This window comes from Spelaeicoccus albus (assembly GCF_013409065.1).
In the GTDB taxonomy this organism is placed as follows: domain Bacteria; phylum Actinomycetota; class Actinomycetes; order Actinomycetales; family Brevibacteriaceae; genus Spelaeicoccus; species Spelaeicoccus albus.
In genome coordinates, this window is sequence record NZ_JACBZP010000001.1 from 2,425,012 (window position 1) to 2,444,844 (window position 19,833).

The 19,833-nt window shown below is 66.8% G+C and carries 18 protein-coding genes; 9 read left to right on the top strand and 9 right to left on the bottom strand.

Annotation, left to right across the window (positions count from 1 at the left end):
- Positions 1–242: 242 nt before the first annotated feature.
- Positions 243–1,085: an RDD family protein gene (locus BJY26_RS11245; protein ID WP_179428308.1), complete on the bottom strand. Its 843-nt coding sequence runs from the start codon at positions 1,083–1,085 to the stop codon at positions 243–245.
- 135 nt (positions 1,086–1,220) lie between these two features.
- Here BJY26_RS11245 and BJY26_RS11250 point away from each other — a divergent pair, with 135 nt between their 5' ends.
- Positions 1,221–2,216, top strand: a complete 996-nt coding sequence (locus BJY26_RS11250; RefSeq protein WP_179428310.1) for a stage II sporulation protein M — start codon at positions 1,221–1,223, stop codon at positions 2,214–2,216.
- A 4-nt stretch (positions 2,217–2,220) separates the two neighbouring features.
- Here BJY26_RS11250 and BJY26_RS11255 read toward each other — a convergent pair whose 3' ends face one another.
- The 5 genes from BJY26_RS11255 to BJY26_RS11270 form a co-directional block, all read right to left on the bottom strand.
- A complete protein-coding gene (locus tag BJY26_RS11255; protein ID WP_179428312.1) occupies positions 2,221–3,513 on the bottom strand; it encodes a DUF58 domain-containing protein in 1,293 nt (430 codons plus the stop codon).
- A gap of 6 nt (positions 3,514–3,519) precedes the next feature.
- Positions 3,520–4,491, bottom strand: coding sequence for an AAA family ATPase (locus tag BJY26_RS11260; protein ID WP_237248983.1), 972 nt, complete (start codon positions 4,489–4,491; stop codon positions 3,520–3,522).
- A gap of 98 nt (positions 4,492–4,589) precedes the next feature.
- The gene (locus BJY26_RS19110; protein WP_237248980.1) at positions 4,590–5,867 is read right to left on the bottom strand and encodes a DUF4350 domain-containing protein; all 1,278 of its coding nucleotides are present in this window, start codon (positions 5,865–5,867) and stop codon (positions 4,590–4,592) included.
- Positions 5,864–6,508 carry a DUF4129 domain-containing protein gene (locus BJY26_RS11265; protein WP_179428316.1) on the bottom strand — a complete coding sequence of 215 codons (645 nt, stop codon included), beginning with the start codon at positions 6,506–6,508 and terminating at the stop codon, positions 5,864–5,866. Before BJY26_RS11265 ends, BJY26_RS19110 begins: the two co-directional genes overlap by 4 nt.
- The gene (locus BJY26_RS11270) at positions 6,505–7,662 is read right to left on the bottom strand and encodes a glycerophosphoryl diester phosphodiesterase membrane domain-containing protein (protein ID WP_179428318.1); all 1,158 of its coding nucleotides are present in this window, start codon (positions 7,660–7,662) and stop codon (positions 6,505–6,507) included. Before BJY26_RS11270 ends, BJY26_RS11265 begins: the two co-directional genes overlap by 4 nt.
- A 102-nt stretch (positions 7,663–7,764) precedes the next feature.
- Between BJY26_RS11270 and mtrA the strand changes: the two genes are divergently transcribed.
- From mtrA to secA, 7 genes are all read left to right on the top strand, one after another.
- Complete coding sequence (gene mtrA, locus BJY26_RS11275) at positions 7,765–8,445, top strand: MtrAB system response regulator MtrA (RefSeq protein WP_179428320.1); 681 nt, start codon at positions 7,765–7,767, stop codon at positions 8,443–8,445.
- A gap of 68 nt (positions 8,446–8,513) precedes the next feature.
- Entirely contained in the window at positions 8,514–10,199 is a 1,686-nt protein-coding gene (gene mtrB, locus BJY26_RS11280; RefSeq protein ID WP_342354695.1) for an MtrAB system histidine kinase MtrB, read from the top strand.
- Entirely contained in the window at positions 10,189–11,883 is a 1,695-nt protein-coding gene (locus tag BJY26_RS11285) for an LpqB family beta-propeller domain-containing protein (RefSeq protein WP_179428324.1), read from the top strand. Before mtrB ends, BJY26_RS11285 begins: the two co-directional genes overlap by 11 nt.
- A gap of 140 nt (positions 11,884–12,023) precedes the next feature.
- Positions 12,024–12,785 (top strand): ComF family protein, encoded by a 762-nt coding sequence (locus BJY26_RS11290; protein ID WP_218852367.1) that lies wholly within the window; start codon positions 12,024–12,026, stop codon positions 12,783–12,785.
- 195 nt (positions 12,786–12,980) lie between these two features.
- Positions 12,981–13,658 (top strand): ribosome hibernation-promoting factor, HPF/YfiA family, encoded by a 678-nt coding sequence (hpf, locus tag BJY26_RS11295; RefSeq protein ID WP_179428326.1) that lies wholly within the window; start codon positions 12,981–12,983, stop codon positions 13,656–13,658.
- Positions 13,642–14,919: a winged helix-turn-helix domain-containing protein gene (locus BJY26_RS11300; protein WP_237248978.1), complete on the top strand. Its 1,278-nt coding sequence runs from the start codon at positions 13,642–13,644 to the stop codon at positions 14,917–14,919. The genes hpf and BJY26_RS11300 overlap by 17 nt, the downstream gene beginning before the upstream one ends.
- An 89-nt stretch (positions 14,920–15,008) precedes the next feature.
- Positions 15,009–17,717: a preprotein translocase subunit SecA gene (secA, locus tag BJY26_RS11305; RefSeq protein ID WP_179428334.1), complete on the top strand. Its 2,709-nt coding sequence runs from the start codon at positions 15,009–15,011 to the stop codon at positions 17,715–17,717.
- Positions 17,718–17,727: 10 nt separating this feature from the next.
- On the opposite strand, the gene BJY26_RS11310 is transcribed toward secA, so the two are convergent.
- Together BJY26_RS11310 and BJY26_RS11315 are read right to left on the bottom strand one after the other, a co-directional pair.
- Positions 17,728–18,069: an Rv3235 family protein gene (locus BJY26_RS11310; protein ID WP_179428336.1), complete on the bottom strand. Its 342-nt coding sequence runs from the start codon at positions 18,067–18,069 to the stop codon at positions 17,728–17,730.
- A complete protein-coding gene (locus BJY26_RS11315) occupies positions 18,066–18,746 on the bottom strand; it encodes a LysM peptidoglycan-binding domain-containing protein (protein ID WP_179428338.1) in 681 nt (226 codons plus the stop codon). Before BJY26_RS11315 ends, BJY26_RS11310 begins: the two co-directional genes overlap by 4 nt.
- Before the next feature lie 235 nt (positions 18,747–18,981).
- On the opposite strand from BJY26_RS11315, the gene BJY26_RS11320 reads away from it, so the two are divergent.
- The gene (locus BJY26_RS11320; RefSeq protein ID WP_179428340.1) at positions 18,982–19,521 is read left to right on the top strand and encodes a hypothetical protein; all 540 of its coding nucleotides are present in this window, start codon (positions 18,982–18,984) and stop codon (positions 19,519–19,521) included.
- Here the strand turns inward: BJY26_RS11320 and BJY26_RS11325 are convergent.
- Positions 19,518–19,754, bottom strand: a complete 237-nt coding sequence (locus BJY26_RS11325; protein ID WP_179428342.1) for a helix-turn-helix domain-containing protein — start codon at positions 19,752–19,754, stop codon at positions 19,518–19,520. The two genes, BJY26_RS11320 and BJY26_RS11325, sit on opposite strands and share 4 nt — an antisense overlap.
- Positions 19,755–19,833: the final 79 nt, after the last annotated feature.

The window sequence follows — 19,833 nt, forward strand, 5'->3', positions numbered from 1 at the left end:
TGGCAGCGGCGAAGCCGTCCGCTGCAGCGCGTCGGGCTCGGCCGGCCAGCCGGGGGTACATGGTGCGTAATCCGCCGGAGTGGCCGAGCAAGATCAACGGCACCGATGAGGAGGCGGGCGTCCACAGGATGCCGGGGAGCTCGCCGTGGACGAATTCGCGTTCGAGGACGCCGTGATCCAGGTGACGTTCGGCAGTGAAGCGCATGGTGGGGCCTTTCGGAAGTCAGCGGGTACGCCACCGGCTAGCGCTGCTCCGGGTCGACGTCGTCGAGTCCGAACGGCAGCTTGTGCAATGCCTCGTTGTGCCGTGCCAGCTGCGCGCTTTGCCGCTCGAGCCGGTCCAGATCGCGTCGGCGCCGCTCGGCCATGACACCTGCCAGGAATTCTTCGGCGCCGACACCGGGCGGCGGCAGCGGCGCGACATACGGGCCGGCCTCGGCGGCCAGATCCGCTGCCATTCGGCCGCGGGAGGCGGGCGTCATCGTGGCGGCATGCGACAGGAACTGGGCGACTCTGCGGGCCAACGGATCGGGAAGACTGCGCATGTCCGCAACGCTTGCCCAGCCGGCCATCCGCGGCGGCAGGCCCGTCAACCGCGTGCGCACGCGGGTGGCTCGATCGCGTGTGGCGTACGTGCCGGCAAGATAGTCGCCGATGCGTTTGCCCTTGGGACTGAGCAGGCCGACGAGCGCGGCAAGCGCGCCGGTGAGCGCCAAGACCTCGAATTGCCACAGCAGCGCGCGGATGAGCGCGTGCCGGAACCGCACTGCGCCGCCGTCGTCGCGCACTATCCGCAAACCGACGATGTACTTGCCAATCGACTTGCCGCGGGTGAACGTCTCCAGCATTATCGGGAACGCCACGAGGATCAGCACGTAAAAGATGAGCATCAACGCCGTCATGAGCGACTTCGACGGCGTGACTGACGCCAACAGGCCGGTCAGAGCCACGATGATCAAGAGGTAATACGCGAGAACCACTACGACGAAATCGATCAGGCAACTCAGCGCGCGCATGCCGACGGACGCCGGCTCGATCTCCAGCTCGACGGCCTCGCCAGTCGTCACGGTGCCGGCGCCGATCATGCCTGTCGCCGCTCCTCACAGTTGATACGCTGAACTCGGCCGGCGGGCCCGGCCTCTTTCCATTCTGCCCTACCGATCCGGACGGGGCACCGGAGCCGCGATATCGCGCCGGAGAGCCGTGAAGGAGGAGATGACGTGGATCTGGACGCCTACGTGATCGCCAAGAACGGCTCGTGGCGTCGCCTCGAGGAACTGGCCGGACGCAGGAAACTCTCCGGCCGGGAGGCGGACGAGATGATGGGCCTGTACGAGGCCGCATCGACCGACTTGTCAATCATCCGGTCGATCGCCCCGAACTCGCCGCAATCGGCACGGTTGTCGGGAATCATCGGCCGTGCCCGCACGCGGTTCACCGGCGTGCAGGGCGGAGCGTTCGCCGGTATCGGCCGCTTCTTCGTCAGCTCGTTCCCGGTCACGGTGTACCGGCTGCGCTGGACGACGCTGTGGATTGCGGTCGCGTTCGTCGCGCTCGTGTGGGCCGTCGGGGCGTGGGTCGCCTCGGACCCGTCCGTGCAAAACGCCCTTGGCTCCCCGGACACGTTGCGGGCCCTGGCTCGCCATGATTTCGTCGACTACTACTCGAACAATCCGGCAGGCGCTTTCGCCTTGGGCGTGTGGTCGAACAACGCGTGGCTTGCCGCGCAGGTCATCGCCCTGGGGATCACCGGGTTCTTCGTGCCCTATTCGCTGCTGCAGAACGCCGTCAACGTCGGTATCAACGCCGGAGTCCTGTTTTCGTACGGCTACGGCGGCACCTTCTTCGCCTACATCCTTCCGCATGGGATCCCCGAAATGACCTGCGTGTTCATCGCCAGCGCGGCGGGGCTCAAAATCTTCTGGGCGTGGGTGGCGCCAGGCCCGAGGAGCCGGGCCGCGGCGCTGGCGCAAGAAGGTCGTTCGCTGATCACTGCGGCGCTTGGCCTGGCGCTCGTGCTGGCACTGTCCGGGCTTGTCGAGGCGTTCGTGACGCCGAGCGGGTTGCCGGCGGTAGTCAAGATCGGCATCGGCGTCGTCTTCTTTTGCGCGCTGTGGACTTATGTACTCGTGTTGGGCCGCCGCGCCGCGGCTGCCGGCGAAACCGGAGACTTGTCGCCGTCCGAGGCCGGCGAGCAGGAGATCGCCGCCGGTTGACGTCTCACAACCGGCCGGCGGCCTTGAGCGACAGATACAAATCGGCCAGCCGCGGCGGCAACTCGTCCGGCGGTGCGTCCACGACGCTTGCCCCATCGGCCTGCAGCGCTGCGGTCACGGCGGCCCGGTCGAGCATCGAGCGTTCGGCAGCGGCCGCCGCGTACGCTTCGGTCGACGAGTCCCGGTGCGTGCCCACCAGAGGCGTAGCGGGGTCGGCCACCGACGCGACGGCGACCGTGTGCTTTGCCGTCAGCCGCCGGATGACCGGCAACATGCCTTCCGTGACGGCCGCGGACTCCAACGGCGTGAGCAAGACGATGAACGATCGTTGCCGTGCCGTCGTCAACGCCGTGCCGGCGATCGTCGACCAATCGGCTTCGATCAGTTCGGGCTCGAGCGGTGCCAGGGCGCGGACGACCGCCGGCAGCGAGTCGCCGGGGCCGGCGCCGTGCACGCGGGCACGCACGCGCCGGTCGGCCGCCACCAGGTCGACACGGTCGCCGGCCTTCGTGGCGAGCGCCGTCAACAACAGCGCCGATTCGATGGCCGCATCCAGCCGCGGTTCGCCGCCGACCCGTCCGGCCGACGTCCGGGACGTGTCCACGACGATCAGGACGCGCCTGTCGCGTTCGGGCCGCCACGTGCGCACCACCACTTCCCGCCGCCGGGCAGTGGCCCGCCAATCGATCGACCGGACGTCGTCACCGTCGACGTAATCGCGGAGCGAGTCGAATTCGGTGCCGGACCCTCGGATCATCACGGAAGCCCGCCCGTCGAGCTCGCGCAGACGGGCCAGCTTCGACGGCAGATGCCGGCGAGACGTGAAAGCCGGCAGCACGCGCAGCCGTGCCGGCACGTCGATGGTGGCTTGGCGAGCGCCCATTCGAAGCGGGCCGAAGCTGCGGATCGTGACGGCGGCGGCCACCCGATCGCCGCGGCGGATGGGTAGCAGCGCCGTCGTGTAACGGCGCCGTTCGCCGGGCCGGATCGTTGCGCCGTGCCGATTGCCGGTGGCGCCGGCCGACGGCGGCCATGCGTCGCGGACGACGCCGCGAAACGTCCGGCCGGATGCGTTGCGCACGGTGATGACGGCTTCGGTCGGGTTGCCCAGCCGAACGCTCGTGGGCGCCATCCGCGAGATCGCCAGCAGCCGCGGCGAGGCGGCAAGCAGGACGTCGGCGGCCAGGACGATGATCAGCACGCCGATGATCGTGAGGGCACACGTCCACGTCGGCCAGGCCAGCAACGGCAGGAGGCCGGCCAGGACCAGGAGGACGAAACGCCCGGACAATGCCATGCCGGGCTACCGGGGCGCCGGGACCGTGCGGAGGATCCCGTCCAATACCGAGTCGGCGCCCACTCCTTCGAGTTCGGCCTCGGGGCGCAACGCAACGCGGTGACGCAAGGTCGGCCCGACGAGTGCTTTCACGTCGTCCGGCGTCACGAAGTCGCGGCCGGCCAGCCACGCCCACGCGCGCGCCGCAGCCAGCAAGGCAGTTGCGCCGCGTGGTGACACGCCGAGTTGCAGGGACGGCGCATGCCGGGTGGCACGCGCCAGGTCGACGATATAGCCCAGCACTTCGGGCGCCACGTGCGTCGACGCCGCGGCGCGGCTTGCCGCGGCCAAATCGTCTTGCCCGGCCACCGCCGCGACACCCGCGGCATCGAGATCGTGCGAGTCGAAGCCGGCAGCGTGCCGCGCCAGGATCGTCACCTCGTCGTCGCGTTCGGGAAGCGGCATCGTCAGTTTGAGCAGGAACCGGTCCAGTTGGGCTTCCGGGAGCGGGTACGTGCCTTCGTATTCGACGGGGTTCTGCGTGGCCGCCACGATGAACGGCGACGGCAGCGGACGCGGGGTGCCGTCGACCGACACCTGCCGTTCCTCCATGGCCTCGAGCAGTGAAGCCTGAGTTTTCGGCGGCGTGCGATTGATCTCGTCGGCCAGCAAGATGTTCGTGAACACCGGGCCGGCGCGGAACGTGAAATCGGAAGTGCTCGCGTCGTAGATCTGCGAGCCCGTGACGTCGCCGGGCATCAGATCGGCGGTGAACTGGATCCGTTTCGTGTCAAGGCGCAGCGCACGCGAGATGGTTCGCACCATCAGCGTCTTGGCCACGCCGGGCACGCCTTCGAGCAGCACGTGCCCGCGACAGATCAAGGCGATCAGGATGCCCGTGACGATATGGTCCTGGCCGACGACCGCCTTGGCGACCTCGGTGCGCACCGACCGCAGCGCCGAGCGTGCCGGGTCGGCGTCGGCCGCGTCGGCGACCACGGGAGGCTGCTGCGAATAGCCTGTCGGGTCCGGGCCGGGGTGCGCGGTCGGTTCCGCGGCCGGTTCCTGCGGCGGGCGTGCGGGAGGCGGTGGGTAGCTCACTGGTCGTGAACCTCTCTTTCTAAGGTGGCGAGGTTGCGGGCAAGTCGCCCGAGTTCGTCGTCGGTGGCCGGGCCGGGCCCGATGAGCAATGCCGACACGTCCGGCCCGGGCCGGCCGGACGCGGCAGCGACCGCGGCGCATACGTCGTCGGCGCGTGCCGAACGCGGCAGCTTCAGGCGCGCCGCAAGCCGTGACATTGTGCCGGCTCGTAGCGTCAGCGCCGCCCTGTCGCGAGCGCCGGAGCGACGGTAGAGCCGGGCGCGCCCTTCAAGGGTCTCGGCCGCGCGGACGACGACGGGCAGGTTCTCGCGGGCCAGCGGTCCGAGCCGGCGTCCGCGCCAGAACATAGCCACGAGCGCTGTGACGATCAGCCAGCCGCCTGCGGGCAATACCCAGTCCGGGAGCACGTCGAGCAGGGACCGGTCGCCGTCCGGCTTCAACGCCGGGTCGCCCGGTGCCGGACGATAGTAGACGAGTTCCGGGTTCCGGCCGAGCGTGCCGACGGCCAGTGCGGCGTTGCCGTAGTCGGCGATCCGACCGTTGCTGAACACCGACCAGTTGCCGACGACGGTGCGGAAGGTTCCGTGCTGCCGGTACGCGGCGACGGTGCCGCCGGCGCCCGCCCGGCCAAAGCAGACGGTGACTGCCTGGTCGTCGCCGGACGCCCGGTAGCGACGGCCGTGGTCGGTGATGGAGCCGGCGCGGCGGGCGACAGGCACGGAGCAGTCGGCCCGCACCGGCCCGGCCGCCCGGCCGGCAAAGCTTTGCGCTTCGGCGGGGTCGGCGACGGGTGAGCTCCCGGCCGGCCGGACTGCCGGCGCAAGCGCTCGGGTGAGCGCGCGGCCGGGCGCGATGAGGACGACGTCGGCGCCCGACTGGCGGGCGGCACGCTGCAGCCGAGCGCGGGCGTGCCTGGTCAGCAGACCGGACGGGTCGTACACGGCAAGCGTCGGTCCGGACGACGTGCCGGCCCCGGACCGCACGTCGTCCAGCGCACCGGCAAGAGTGTCGGCGGACGTCGCGTGCACGCCGTGATTGGACAGGGTGCGCATGAGCGCACGCATGCCGTCCGGTTTCGGATTGCCGGAATCGAGACGGCCGCTCGGGCCGGCGACACCGTCCGCGATGAACGCGACGACGGCGATCAGCGCCACTAGCGCCGCGAGCAACACCCAGCCTCGCCACTTCACGGCACGCCGGCGCATCCGGGTCGCCGGTGTGGTGCCGTCGCCGGTGACCTCGCCGCGGGTAGCGATGTCGATATCGGTGCTCATGCGCCTCCGCCGGCCGGCTCCGAGAACTTCGGCCGGGACGCCCGGCAGGCCGCGTCCGCCGCACGCAGCGTTTCGTCGTCGTCGCGGGTGGCCGGCCGGTCCCCGTAATACACGGCATCGAAGATCCGTGCGGCGTCCGCCAGGCGGTCCGCGACGTCCGGCAGCACAGCTGCGGCTTGGACGCCGACTTCGTGAGCGGTCCGGCCGGCCTGCGGATCGAGCACCGTGCGCTCTTCCAGCTCGCGGGCCAGCGCGCGGAATCGTTCGCGCACGGCAAGCGCCCAGTCACCGTCGCCGGCGGCGGAATCGGCCCGCGCACGGTGTTCGGCTGCCGAGAGTGCCGTGCCGGCTTCAAACACGGCGCCGGCCCGTCGTACCCGGCCGGGCCGACGCGGACGGCCGGCCCACCAGATCGCGATACCGGCGATCACCAGGACGATGGCGCCCAGGATGACGGCACCCGCCGGTCCGAACGGGATGTTGGCTCCATGCAGCGTGCGGTCGAACAGGTCGTGGATCGTTGCGCCGACGCGCTCGACGAACGACGGATCGCCGGACTGATAGGCGCGCTTCGACAATTCGTGCAGGAGCCAGGCGCGCGCTTGTTCCCGGCTCGGATCCAAGGCCGCGACGGTCGTCATGGGCCCGCCCGGCCGGCAAGCCGTTCGGCCTCGGCCATCAGCGTGACGTCCAGGCCCTCGGTTCGCATCCGCTGGTCGATGTAGAGCAGCGCCGTCACACCGCCCGAGTAGGCGTACTGGATGGCCGAGGCGATGGCCAGGACTATCAGGGCAAGCACGCCGCCGACGATGCCCGTCGCCACCAGGGCGGCCGGGTGATCCTGCAGTGAGAGCGCGGCAACCGTGCCGATGACTGCCCCGACGATGATGATCGGAGTGCTGATGAGCGATGTGACGAGAGCGCCGATCACATTGGCCAGCAGGTAGATGCCGGTGAACCGCCAGAACCCGCGGCCGGTCAGGCGCCACGAGCGCTTCAACGCGGCGACAGGACCGATGCGTTCCAGGACGAGGGCGCATGCCGAGACGGCGAACCGGATTCCGACGTAGAGGGCGGCCAGGAGCCCGACCAGGTAGCCGATGATGCCCGTCACGAGCGCACCGATCGGACTGCCGTTCGCCAGCAGCACGAACGTCGGCGTGAGCAGAACGGCGAAGATCACGATGGTGATGGCGATCAACAGCAGTGACATGCCAATGAGCGGCCACGCACGCGGCCGCAGGATCGGCCAAATCTGGGGGAACGACTTCTTTTCACCGAACACGGCCCGGGATACGGCAAGTACGAGCGTGCCGTACACGAGTTGGGCCACGCACGCCTCGACCAGCGAGATCGCGGCGTTTCCGACCGAGGACAGCGCCGAGAAACCCAGGTTGAAGTCCGAACTCGAGGCGGCGGCGGCCGGAACCGTGTCGGCCCACGCAATTGCCAGCGCCGTCAGCCCGCCGGTAGCAAGCAGCACGACGCCCATGACGACTGCCGGGACGCCGATCATGAGCTTGGGGTTGTGCCGGAGAGCCTGAAAACCGCCGTCCAGAATCTCCCCCAGTCGCAGCGGATGCAGCGGGATCAGGCCGGGCTTCGGCGGCGGCCGGTAACCGCTCGAATACGCGCCGGGACCGCCGGGGCTGCCGGGAGTCGGCTGCCCCCACGTGGACGGCGACGTCCATTGTCCCCACGCGTTGCCGGGCGGCCCGCCCGGTTCGTCGGGTGCGGCGCGCCGGCCCCAGCGCGGTTCATCGGGCGGCTGCCAGCCGGTAGGGGGTGTGGTCATCGGTGCGAGAACTCTTCCGGATTCACGTGTCCATGGTGTCATGGACGACACAGCAAGGGGGCGGATACGAAATTTTTTGGCGTTGTAAGCGACGATAGAGGTATGAAGGGCAGGATTCTAGTTGTAGACGATGACACCGCGTTGGCCGAAATGATCGGCATTGTATTGAAAAGCGAGGGTTTCGAGCCGTCGTTTTGCGCGCACGGCGACACGGCGCTCGAGACTTTTCGGCGCGTGCGACCGGATCTCGTCCTGCTCGACCTGATGCTTCCGGGCAAGGACGGGTTGGAGGTGTGCCGGCTCATCCGGGCCGAATCCGGAGTTCCGATAGTCATGCTCACCGCTAAATCCGACACCGTCGACGTTGTCCTCGGGCTCGAATCGGGTGCCGACGACTACGTGCCGAAGCCGTTCAAGCCGAAGGAACTCGTTGCCCGCGTGCGGGCACGGTTGCGCATCACCGACCACATCGCCCCCGAGGTTCTCAACATCGGCGACATCACCCTGGACGTGGCGGGACACTCGGTGACCCGCGGCGGCAAGCCCATCAGCTTGACGCCGTTGGAGTTCGATTTGCTTGTCGCGTTGGCCCGCAAGCCCTGGCAGGTGTTCAGCCGCGAAGTGCTGCTCGAGGAAGTCTGGGGATACCGGCACGCGGCCGATACCCGGTTGGTGAACGTGCACGTGCAGCGGCTCCGGTCGAAGATCGAACGGGATCCGGAAAATCCCGACGTCATAGTCACTGTCCGCGGCGTCGGATACAAGGCGGGTCAACCGACGTGAGCCGTCCGTCCCTCGCAGGCGTGGCGCGAGGGAGTGGCCGCGCGACCGTCGCGGCAGGGGCTGCCGCCGTGCGGTTCGCCCGGAAGTCGCTTCAGTTCCGCGTTGTGGTCTCCACCATGATCTTGACCACCGTTGCGGTGTTCGGCGTCGGCTCGTGGATGTCGGAACAGGTGGCGGACGGTCTGTTCCAGACCCGGTTGGCCAGTGCCAGCAAGCAGGCCGACACGATGGCCCGGTCGCTGCAGAGCGTGGCCAATCCGTCCGGCAGTAATCAGGACGACGTGACGCAAGCCCTGCAGGCCACCATGCAGAACCAAGTGACGACCGCGACGTTGCCGTTGCGCGCCGTCGCTTTGCGTCCGGTGCCGGGCAATGCCACGGCCGTCGGCAATTTCTCCGCAGTCTCGCCGAACCAGCCGGCGTTCTCGGTCGGACAGCTGACACCGGAATTCCTCAAGGCGGTCGCGACGTCGGGCGGCACTCAGCGGTACCAGTCGATCGCGTTGACGACGTACGACGGCAGTTCCCGACCCGGGCTCGTCATAGGCACGCTGATCACCATCCCGGGGGCGGGGCAGTATCAGTTCTACGTGGTCTCCGACCTGTCCAACGAGCAGGGCACCTTGTCGCTCGTCGAACGCAGCATGCTGGTGGCCGCGTTGATCCTGGTGGTCCTGGTCGGCGCGGTGGCCTGGGTGGTGGCGCGCATCGTCGTCCGGCCGGTCCGCGCCGCCGCGGACGTGTCTCAAGAGCTCGCGGCCGGTGACTTGGGGCAGCGCTTGCGGGTCAGGGGCACCGACGACTTGGCAGTGCTTGCCGCGTCGTTCAACCACATGGCAACCAACCTGCAAGACCAGATCACCCGGTTGGAGAACTTGTCGGCACTGCAGCAGCGGTTCGTCTCGGACGTGTCCCACGAGCTGCGCACCCCGCTGACGACGATTCGGGTGGCCGCCGACATGATTTACGAATCCCGCGACGAACTCGACCCGATGTCCCAACGCAGCGCCGAATTGCTGCACTCGCAAGTGCAACGGTTCGAACTGCTCCTTGCCGATCTGCTCGAGATCAGCCGGTTCGATTCGGGCGCGGCCGATTTGGACGCCGAGGCCGTGGACATGCTGGCAGTGGTGGGGCGGGTGATCGAGAACAACCAGGTCCTCGCCGAACGCTCCGGGTACGAGTTGAAGCTACATGCCGCGGCCACCCCGTACATGGCGGACGTCGACGCGCGACGGATCGAACGCATAGTGCGCAACTTGATAGTCAACGCTCTCGAACACGGCGAGAACAAGCCGATCGACATCTATGTGGCGGCAGACGCGGACGCCGTGGCCGTCAGCGTACGCGATCACGGCGTCGGCATGGACAGACAGCAGGTACGCCGCGTTTTCGACAGGTTCTGGCGGGCCGATCCGGCGCGGCCCCGCACCTTGGGCGGCTCCGGGCTGGGGCTTGCCATTGCGTTGGAGGACGCCCACCTGCACTCCGGGTGGCTGCAAGCGTGGGGGCGGCCCGGCCAGGGCGCGTGCTTCCGGTTGACGATCCCGCGCCGGTCCGGGCACGACCTCACCTCCTCGCCGTTGCCGTTGCCGCCCGCCGATGCGGCCGACCCGGATGATTCGGTCGATTTGTCCGGAACGGGCATGATGAATGAAGACGACGCCGCACCGCCGGCCGGCCCGTGGACGCAGACCGGGTCGATGCCGAGAATTGCCGCACCGGAAGAAGGGGGCGATCGGAATGAGAAGTAAGCGCTGGCGGTCGCTTGCCGCATGTGTTGCGGCAATCGCGTTGGTGTCCGGGTGCGCCAACATCCCGACATCCGGCAACGTGGGAGTCGGCGATCCGGGGGACACCAAGGAGGGCAGCTTTCTCCAGTCGCACGCCGACGGGCCTCGAAAAGGAAGTAGCGCCGTCGACATCGTGCAGGGCTTTTTGAAGGCAGCCACCGACACTTCCAACAATTTCGAGGTGGCACGAGAGTTTTTGACGTCGTCCGCTGCGAAATCGTGGAAGCCGACGAGTCAAGTGACGATCTACCCGACGGGTTCGCTGCCGCCGACCAGCGAGGGCCGGCAGTCGCCGAAGAAACGGTCGTTCTCCCTGAACGTGCCGGTGATGGGAACCGTCGACGACGACGGCGTCTATGACTCGGCGCCCAGCGACACCAAGTCGAAGATCGACTTCGAGTTGACCAAATCGCCCTCCGGGTGGCGTATTTCAAAACTGGCCAACGGCATCGTGTTGTCCCGGTCGAACTTCGAAACGTTCTTCCATGCGTTCCCGATCTACTTCTTCGACAACTCGTTCGACTACCTGGTGCCCGAGCTCCGCTGGTTCATTTCCCGGCCCGGCGTCGTGACCAACGTCGTCGATGCCGTGCTGGACGGGCCGAGCGAATGGCTGCACGGGGCGGCGATCTCCGCGTTCCCGTCCGGCACGAAGCTTGCCGCGTCCGGAGCGATCACGCGGAACGGCACGGCCACCATCAACGTGGACGATTCGGTGCTGGAATCGTCGCACAAGCTGCAATCGTTGATGGCCGCCGAGCTGACGAACTCGGTCGCACAGGTCCAGTCGGTGTCGTCGGTGCGCGTGGTGGCCGGCGGCCGTGAGCTGGACGCGGGCGATGCCGCGGCGCAGCCGGAGCGGCAAGTCGATTCCAAACCGGTACTGCTGAGCAACAACCAGCTGCAACTTTTTTCCTCCGGCCGCGTGCAAAAGGTCGCGGGGACTCCCAACCTCGGCAAATACTCTCCGTCCGACCCGGCCGAATCGTTCGGGCTTTCCAGGTACGCCTTCTTGTCCAAAGGCAAGAAACTTTGCCAAATCAACACGTCGCGGCCCGATAAGGTCGCGGTTGTCGCGCAGGGCCACGGACTAGTCGCGCCGTCGTACGACCCGCACGGCTGGCTCTGGACGGCGGAGAAGAAGAACAGCGGCTCGGTGCTGGCCATCGGCCCGCGGGGCCAGTACGTGCACGTCGACGCGTCGTGGCTGGACGGCAAGAAGATCAAGAAGCTCGAGATTTCCCGCGACGGCGCCCGGGCGGCGATCCTGACGACGTCGTCGTCCGGGCCCGTGTTGCGCGTTGTCGGAATCATTCACGGCGACGGCGACGAACCGCAGCGCCTGACGTCCGGCCTGGCGATCGGCAACGAGTTCACCAAGATCAGCGATCTCAGCTGGGCGGGCCCCACTACTCTGACGCTGATCGGACGGACGCAGGATTCGCCGACGCCGAACCCGTGGACGCTTGGCGTATCGGGGCCGTCGAACGCGTTGACGTCGGTTCCGGGCGCCCAAACCATCAGCTCGGCCAATGATGCGTTGGACACGATAGTCGGCGCCTCGGGCAAGAGCCTGTACACCCGGGTGGGATCGACGTGGAGCAAGGCGGCCGTCGCAGGTATACACCCGAACTACGCCGGCTAACCCCGCCCACTTCCGCAAAATCCCTGCCCACTTCCGCAAAACGCGCCGCGTCGTCGGGAACGCGCCGTTCTGACGGCGCGTTCCCGACGACGCGGCGCGTTTTGGGTGGGGGAGACGGGCGGGGGCGTGATACTTGGCGGATGAAAGCGCCGAGCATGAAGCGGGCATGGCTCGACTTCGCTGCGCTGGTGTTGCCGACGGCGTGCGCCGGATGCGATGAGCCGGACGTCGGGCTGTGCTCGTCGTGCCTGGCGGAGTTGGCCGACGAACCGCACCGCGTGGACGAGCAGGCGCCGCGATTGCCGCCGGGCCTCGAAGCATGGGCCGGCCCGGCCTTCGAGGGCCCGGTGCGCGACGTCCTGACCGGATATAAGGACCGCGGACGCCGTGATCTCGGTGGGCGTTTGGCCCTTGCCCTGGCGGGCGTCCTCGCCGCATGGGCGTCGAGCTTCGGCGGGCCCGCGGAACGAATCATCGTGGTACCGGTTCCGTCCAGCCAGGCAGCCGTGCGGAGGCGCGGCGAGGACACCTGGTGGCGGTGCACCCGCCGAGCATGCCGACTGTTGTCGCGATCCGGGCAGCCCGCCGTCGCGGTGCGGACGCTGCGCGCGACCCGCACGACAGCCGACCAGGCCGGCTTGACCGCACTGCGCCGGGCCGTGAACAAGCAACACTCGATGACGGTGCGCCGGACAACGGCCCGCAACGCCGTACCCGGCACCGGCTGTGACGCAGGGAGCCGGGTGGTGCTCGTCGACGACGTCGTGACGACCGGAGCCACGATTGCCGAAGCACACCGGGCGCTCACGGAAGCCGGACTCCGCGTGGACGGCGCTGCCGCAATTGCCGCTACGCCGCGCCGAGACGACGGCGCGTCGGACTCCCGGACGCACCGGTCCTAGCATCTTTGCCGGTTCTGGACTAGCGTTTGGTCATGGAGCTCGTGAGCATCGCCCCGCCGCACCGGCAGGCGAATGCCGCGAGCTTTATGCATGTGAGGAAACATCACCGCTTCGAGCGGTCAGTGACGGGAGGATCTACCCGGTACCCGCGGGTGCCAAACCGCACCAACAACCCGTGCATGACGGAGGATTGACATGGACATTGTCGTAACCGGTCGCCACATCGTGATTTCCGACCGATTCCGCGAACACATCACCAACAAGCTGTCAAAGGTCGAACAGCTGGCGCCGAGGGCCCAGCGACTCGACGTCCAGGTAACTCATGAAAAAAATCCACGGCTTGCCGGTAACTCCGACCGGGTGGAAATCACGGTAATGGACAAGGGACCGGTCATCCGGGCCGAGGCTGCCGCGTCCGACAAGTACGGGGCTCTTGACCTCGCGTACGCCAAATTGCTCGAGCGGCTTCGTCGGTCCCGCGACAGACGGAAGGTGCACCACGGCCGGCATCGGCCGCCGACAGTGAACGAGGCGGTCGGCGTGACGGCGGCACCGGACGGCGCCGGACCGGGCCTGTCGGCCGTCGCCGATGATCCCGAGCCGGAAGTCGACGAATACGACGACGGGCAGTATTCGCCGGCCGATGCCGAGGGGGAGTGCCCGGTCCTCATTCGGGAAAAGGAGTTCCCCGCCAGCCCGATCAGCCTCGACGAGGCGTTGACCCGGATGGAACTCGTCGGCCACGACTTCTATCTGTTCCTCGATTCGGAATCGTCGAAACCGTCGGTCGTCTACCGCCGTAAGGGCTGGAGCTACGGCGTCATCACCTTGAGCGACGAGGGCGACGAGATGGACGGTGAGCAAGTCGGCTGATCTCACCAAGACTGTCGGGTCGTCTCGGGCAGCAGTGCCCGGGACGACCCGCGTCACGTTCTCGATCGATCGGGCACGCCGCATCGCCTTGGCCGCGCAAGGATTTCACCGGCCCCGCCCCATCGCGACACCGACGATGCGACACGTGCAAGGGGTGATCGACAAGATCGGGCTTTTGCAGATCGACTCGGTCAACGTGCTCTCCCGTAGCCACTATTTGCCGTTGTTTTCAAGGCTCGGCGATTACGACAGAGGGATTCTCGACAGGGCCGCGACGGCGCCGCGCCGCCGCCTCGTCGAATATTGGGCGCACGAAGCCTCCCTCATTCCGCCCGAGACGTACCGGCTGCTGTATTGGCGCATGCACGCATGGCGTGAGACGGCCTGGGGCCGGATGCGCGGCGACAGCCCGGAATGGGAGGCGCTTCTTGAAGACGTTTACGCGGCAGTGCGCGATACCGGGCCGGTCACGGCGTCCCGCTTGAACACGCGACTGGACCACGGCGTGCCCGAGGACGCCGGCGACAACTGGGGCTGGAACTGGTCGCAAGTCAAAACCGCCTTGGAAGCGCTTTTTTGGTCCGGCAGAATCGGATCGGCGGGCAGGACGGCGCAGTTCGAGCGCCGTTACGAGTTGACCGAGCGCATACTGCCGCCCGAGGTCGCGGCGGCTGAGCCGCCCGCGCGGCCGGACGCCATCCGGCAATTGACGCTCATTGCAGCGCGCGCTCTCGGCATTGCTTCGCCCCGCTGTCTCTCCGACTATTTCCGGATGCCCGTCAAGGACACCAAGACGGCAATCGAGGAACTCGTCACGTCCGGGGAACTGCTGCCGGCCGCCGTGCCCAGCTGGAGCAACGACCTGTATTTGCATGTCGATGCCGCCCGGCCGCGACGCGTCCGGGCACGAGCGCTGTTGTCGCCGTTCGACTCGCTGGTCTTCGAACGCCGCCGCACCGAGGACCTGTTCGACTTCCGGTACCGCATTGAGATCTACACGCCGAAGCATCAACGTCGGTACGGCTACTACGTGCTGCCGTTCCTCCTGGGAGAGCGCATAGTGGCCCGCCTTGACATCAAAGCCGACCGCCGCGCCGGGTCTTTGCTGGTTCGCTCGGCGCATCCGGAACCGTGTGCTCCCGCCGACACGGCGGCCGAACTCGCCGACGAGCTGACTCTGATGGCCGGGTGGCTCGGACTCGCCGGGGTCCGCGTCGAATCGGACGGGCCGCTCGCCCGCGAAATCGCCGCTCGACTCTGACGAGCCCCTCCCGACCGTCGTGGATGGGAATTTCAGGAAGAACCTCTACGATAGGGGGAGATCATCGACAAAAACGCGCGAGGAGCATTGTGCCGTCCATTCTGGAAAAGATTCTTCGAACAGGCGAAGGACGAACGCTCAAACGGCTGCGTGGATACGCGAACGCCATCAATAACCTCGAGGACGAGTTCAAGAAGCTCTCCGAGGCCGAGTTGCGCGAAGAAACCGACAGATTCAAAAAGCGGGCCGCGGACGGCGACTCCCTCGACTCGTTGTTGCCCGAGGCCTTCGCGGCTGCCCGTGAAGCGTCCCGGCGCACCCTCGGCCTGCGGCAGTTCGACGTCCAGCTCATGGGCGGGGCGGCGATCCATCTGGGCAATATCGCCGAGATGAAGACCGGTGAGGGCAAGACCCTCGTCGCAACGGCACCCGCCTACCTCAACGCACTGACCGGCAACGGCGTGCACGTCGTGACGGTGAACGACTACCTTGCCGAGTTCCAAAGCGAAATGATGAGCCGCGTGTTCCGTGTGCTCGGCATGGAGACCGGCTGCGTCCTGTCGCAAATGGACCCGGCCACCCGGCGGACGCAATATGCGGCAGACGTCACATACGGCACCAATAACGAATTCGGCTTCGACTACCTGCGCGACAATATGGCCTGGGACGTCGAAGAGATGGTTCAGCGCGGCCACTCGTTCGCCATCGTCGACGAGGTCGACTCCATTCTCATCGATGAAGCCAGGACGCCGTTGATCATTTCGGGCCCGGCGGACGGCGACGCGAACCGGTGGTACGACGAATTCGCCAAAGTGGTGAAGAGGCTGCACCGGGACACCGATTACGAGGTCGACGAGAAGAAGCGCACCGTCGGAGTGCTCGAATCCGGTATCGACAAGGTCGAGGACTACCTGGGCATCTCGAACCTCTACGAATCGGCGAACACGCCGCTCATCGGATTCTTGAACAACGCCATCCGCGCCAAGGAGCTGTTCAAACTCGACAAGGACTACGTCGTCATGAACGGCGAAGTGTTGATCGTTGACGAGCATACCGGGCGAGTGCTGGCCGGCCGCCGGTACAACGAAGGCATGCACCAGGCGATCGAAGCCAAAGAAGGCGTCGACGTCAAGGCCGAGAACCAGACGCTTGCCACCATCACGTTGCAGAACTACTTCCGCATGTACGAAAAGCTTTCCGGCATGACCGGCACGGCCGAGACCGAAGCCGCCGAGTTCATGTCCACGTACAAGCTGGGCGTCGTGCCGATCCCGACCAACAAGCCGATGATCCGCGAGGATCAAAACGACCGCGTGTACAAGAACGAGATAGTCAAGTTCGAGGCGGTCGTCGACGACATCGTCACCCGCAACAAAAAAGGGCAGCCGATACTGATCGGTACGACGAGCGTGGAAAAGAGCGAGTACTTGTCGAAGCTCTTGGCCAAGGAAGGCGTCAAGCATGAAGTGCTCAACGCCAAGAACCACGCCCGTGAGGCAGCGATCGTGGCCCGCGCCGGGCACAAGGGCGCCGTCACTGTCGCCACGAACATGGCAGGCCGCGGTACGGACATCATGCTCGGCGGCAGCGCCGAGCACATAGCTATCGAAGAACTGGCGGGCCGAGGACTCGACGCCGTCGAGACCCCCGAGGACTACGAGGCCGCTTGGCCCGATGCGTTGGCCAAGGCCGAAGCGGCAGTGAAGTCCGAGCACGAAGAGGTCGTCGACATCGGCGGGCTGTACGTGCTCGGCACCGAACGCCACGATTCCCGGCGAATCGACAACCAGCTCCGCGGCCGGTCCGGACGCCAGGGCGACCCGGGGGAATCGCGGTTCTACTTGTCGCTCACCGACGACCTGATGCGACTGTTCAACTCGAGCGCCGCCGAATCGTTGATGTCGCGGTCGAGCGCGCCGGACGATATGCCGCTGGAATTCAAGATGGTGTCGCGCGCCATCCAGTCCGCGCAAAGCCAGATCGAACAGCGCAATGCCGAGCAACGCAAGAACGTGCTCAAATACGACGACGTGCTCAACCGCCAGCGCAAGGTCATCTATTCCGAGCGTCGGCGAATCCTCGAGGGCGACGACCTCAAGGTGCAGATGCAGCATTTCGTCACCGACGTGATCACTGCGTACGTCGACAACGCCGTCACCGCCGGCAGCCCGGAGGACTGGGAACTCGGCAAGCTGTTCACGGCCTTGAAATCGCTCTACCCGGTCTCGATCTCCGTCGACGAACTCATCGAAGAGGTAGGCGGAAAGGGCAACGTCAGCCGCGACACGCTGCTTGACGAGCTCTTGTCGGATGCGCGACTTGCGTATGAGCGCCGCGAGACCTCGCTCGGCTCGGAAGTGATGCGACAGCTCGAGCGTCGCGTCGTGCTGTCGGTGATCGACAGGAAATGGCGCGAGCATCTCTACGAGATGGATTATTTGAAAGAGGGCATCGGGCTGCGCGCCATGGCCCAGCGCGATCCATTGGTGGAATATCAGCGGGAGGGCTTCCAGCTGTACAACGCCATGTCCGAGGCCATCAAGGAAGAGTCGGTGGGATTCCTCTACCACCTCGAGGTGGAAGTCGCGCCTGCCGATTCCGAATCCGATGGCGAAGACGAGGAGCCGTCGTTGAGCGCCAAGGGGCTCGGGCCGGGGGAGCCGTCCGGTTCGATGCAGTATTCGGCGCCCAGCGATTCGGGCGGAGTCGATGTGCGCACCGAGCAAAAAACAGCCGCACCGAAGGCGCCGCCGTCGGCCCGCCGGCAGACTCGGAAGAAGAAGCGCAAGAAGCGCTGACGGGCACCCGTCAACCGACTTCGAGCGCGGTGATCAGCCACTTGTGACCGCTGGATTCCAGGCGCATGGCCACGGCATGGATCCTGGAAGGCGCTTCGACGACGGCTGCGACTTCAACGGCGCCCGTGCGGGCGCGATATGTGCGTACGCGGCGGACGACGACATCGTGGCCCGATGCGTCGACCGGCGCGGATAACGCCCGCGTCAGCTCGACCCGCTTGGCCAGCGCGCCAAAGCACTCGGTGGTGGTCCAGCGCGACACCTGGTGCACGGAGCGTCGCCCGATGAGCACTTCGATGATGATTTGGGCGAACATGCTCGCGGGCTCGGTCGGTGCTTGTTGCGCGCTCATGACGTCGGCCCGTGCAAGTGTTGCCCGGGCATCAACATGTCGGGATCGTCGCCGATGACCGTGCGGTTCGCCTCGTACCAGCGGGGCCACGCTTCGGCGACGTCGGACGGCGAATGGCCGGCCGGCAATCTCGCCGCAGCAATCGACCACAGTGTGTCGCCGCGGCGTACCGTCACGACGACCGCCGGCCGCTCGCTCGGCTGTTGCGTGCGCGGCGGTGCGGAGCGATGCGGACCGGCAGTATGCTGCCGGTCCGCCCGGGAATGTTGGCCGGGTGCGGTCCAATCGGGGTCGACGATGGCCGGCCGGGTGGGTTCGGCCTCCGGCGGCGCAGTGCACGCGACGGCCGATACGCCCGTCAGGCCGATCAACGCGTATCGCACCAGAAGCGGCGCAGTTCGCGCCGCCATTTCGTACAGTCGTGCAGCGCGGCCGCGTCCGCCCGGCAGCGTGGCTGCAATGGTCGCGACAATTTGCAGGGCGCCGGCCAGCGCCGTCCGCACGGCCGCATAGGCCAAGAACGCGATGGCTGCGGCAACCGCGTACCCCGCCGGATCGGCGCGGTGCGCGCCGAGGTAGTCGATCATGGTCATACCGGATCGCAGCGACCAGAGCAACGCGGCAGCGCCCGTACCGGCGACCACCGGTCCGATGAGTCCGTGAACAAACCTTGCCATTGTGGTCACTGCCTTCGTCAAAGAGCCCACTCCGCCGCGTAGAAGTCATCAACGCACGACTAGTGGAGTCTCAGCTGGTTACTGTTAATTAAAAAACTAAAATGTTCGGATACAACCCGCAATACCGTAATGACCGGAATGCGCCGGCCTCGGGCAAATGTCCGGTTCGGTGCGGGCAGCGCGAGTTGCCCGGCCGGTCAGCGCAACGACAATCGAGGAAAGAAGGGAGACGCGGATGCGCTGGGAGGATTTGTTCGCCGATCTGGAAGCCCGGTGGGATTCCGCGCTCCGCAGCGAAACCGAGGCCGAACTGCCCGAAGTGATCCGCGCCGAACGAGCGCAGTCCACGATTGACGCACGGCTGACCGGCTGCGTGGGCCGGCATGTACGCATTGGCGCGGCCGGACGGGCTCTTTCCGGTCGGCTCAGCCGAATCGGTACGGGGTGGACGGCCCTGCAAGGCGCCGACAACTGCGCCATTGTCATCAACACTCGGGCTATCGACTACCTCGACGGGTTGGGCCTGCCGCAAGCACCCGGCGACCCCGTCACCAGCCGATTGTCGTTCGGGCACGCCCTGCGGTCGATCGCCAAGGACCGCGCGGCCGTCCGGGTTGTTCTCCGCACGGCCGAAATGACCGGCACCATCGACCGTGTCGGGGCCGACCACGTGGATCTGGCGCTGCACGATCTGGATCAGCCGCGCCGATCCGGGAGGATACGCGGCGTCCGAACCGTGCCCTTGGCCGCTATCGCCTTTGTCGCAGGTCGTTAACCGATGGGGGCGTCGAAATCGAAATTATCGGCTTTGACGTCCCGTTGCGTCTGCTCGTACATCCGCTGGATGTACTTTTCCAGTTCGGTCTTCTCAACGCGCCACTGGCCGCGCCCTCCGACCTTGATGGCGCGCAATTCGCCGGACCGGACCAGAGCCCGTGCTTGCGCGCTGGAGACATTCAGGATCTCTGCGACGTCCGTCAACGGTAGGAACCGCACCTCTACGGGCATTTCGACTTCCCCTCGATCTTCCGACAACAGTGTCGGTAAAAGTCTCGTCGCGTCGTTTTTGTCCGATTCTGGGATCGGC

What these genes read in the sequence shown, in the direction of transcription:
- BJY26_RS11255 (WP_179428312.1), bottom strand. Translation starts at nt 3,513, where the DNA reads ATGGCATTGTCCGGGCGTTTCGTCCTCCTGGTCCTGGCCGGCCTCCTG.
- BJY26_RS11315 (WP_179428338.1), bottom strand. Translation starts at nt 18,746, where the DNA reads ATGGCAAGGTTTGTTCACGGACTCATCGGACCGGTGGTCGCCGGTACG.
- BJY26_RS19110 (WP_237248980.1), bottom strand. Translation starts at nt 5,867, where the DNA reads ATGAGCACCGATATCGACATCGCTACCCGCGGCGAGGTCACCGGCGAC.
- BJY26_RS11245 (WP_179428308.1), bottom strand. Translation starts at nt 1,085, where the DNA reads ATGATCGGCGCCGGCACCGTGACGACTGGCGAGGCCGTCGAGCTGGAG.
- BJY26_RS11285 (WP_179428324.1), top strand. Translation starts at nt 10,189, where the DNA reads ATGAGAAGTAAGCGCTGGCGGTCGCTTGCCGCATGTGTTGCGGCAATC.
- BJY26_RS11265 (WP_179428316.1), bottom strand. Translation starts at nt 6,508, where the DNA reads ATGACGACCGTCGCGGCCTTGGATCCGAGCCGGGAACAAGCGCGCGCC.
- hpf (WP_179428326.1), top strand. Translation starts at nt 12,981, where the DNA reads ATGGACATTGTCGTAACCGGTCGCCACATCGTGATTTCCGACCGATTC.
- BJY26_RS11270 (WP_179428318.1), bottom strand. Translation starts at nt 7,662, where the DNA reads ATGACCACACCCCCTACCGGCTGGCAGCCGCCCGATGAACCGCGCTGG.
- BJY26_RS11310 (WP_179428336.1), bottom strand. Translation starts at nt 18,069, where the DNA reads ATGAGCGCGCAACAAGCACCGACCGAGCCCGCGAGCATGTTCGCCCAA.
- BJY26_RS11320 (WP_179428340.1), top strand. Translation starts at nt 18,982, where the DNA reads ATGCGCTGGGAGGATTTGTTCGCCGATCTGGAAGCCCGGTGGGATTCC.
- BJY26_RS11325 (WP_179428342.1), bottom strand. Translation starts at nt 19,754, where the DNA reads ATGCCCGTAGAGGTGCGGTTCCTACCGTTGACGGACGTCGCAGAGATC.
- BJY26_RS11290 (WP_218852367.1), top strand. Translation starts at nt 12,024, where the DNA reads ATGAAAGCGCCGAGCATGAAGCGGGCATGGCTCGACTTCGCTGCGCTG.
- mtrA (WP_179428320.1), top strand. Translation starts at nt 7,765, where the DNA reads ATGAAGGGCAGGATTCTAGTTGTAGACGATGACACCGCGTTGGCCGAA.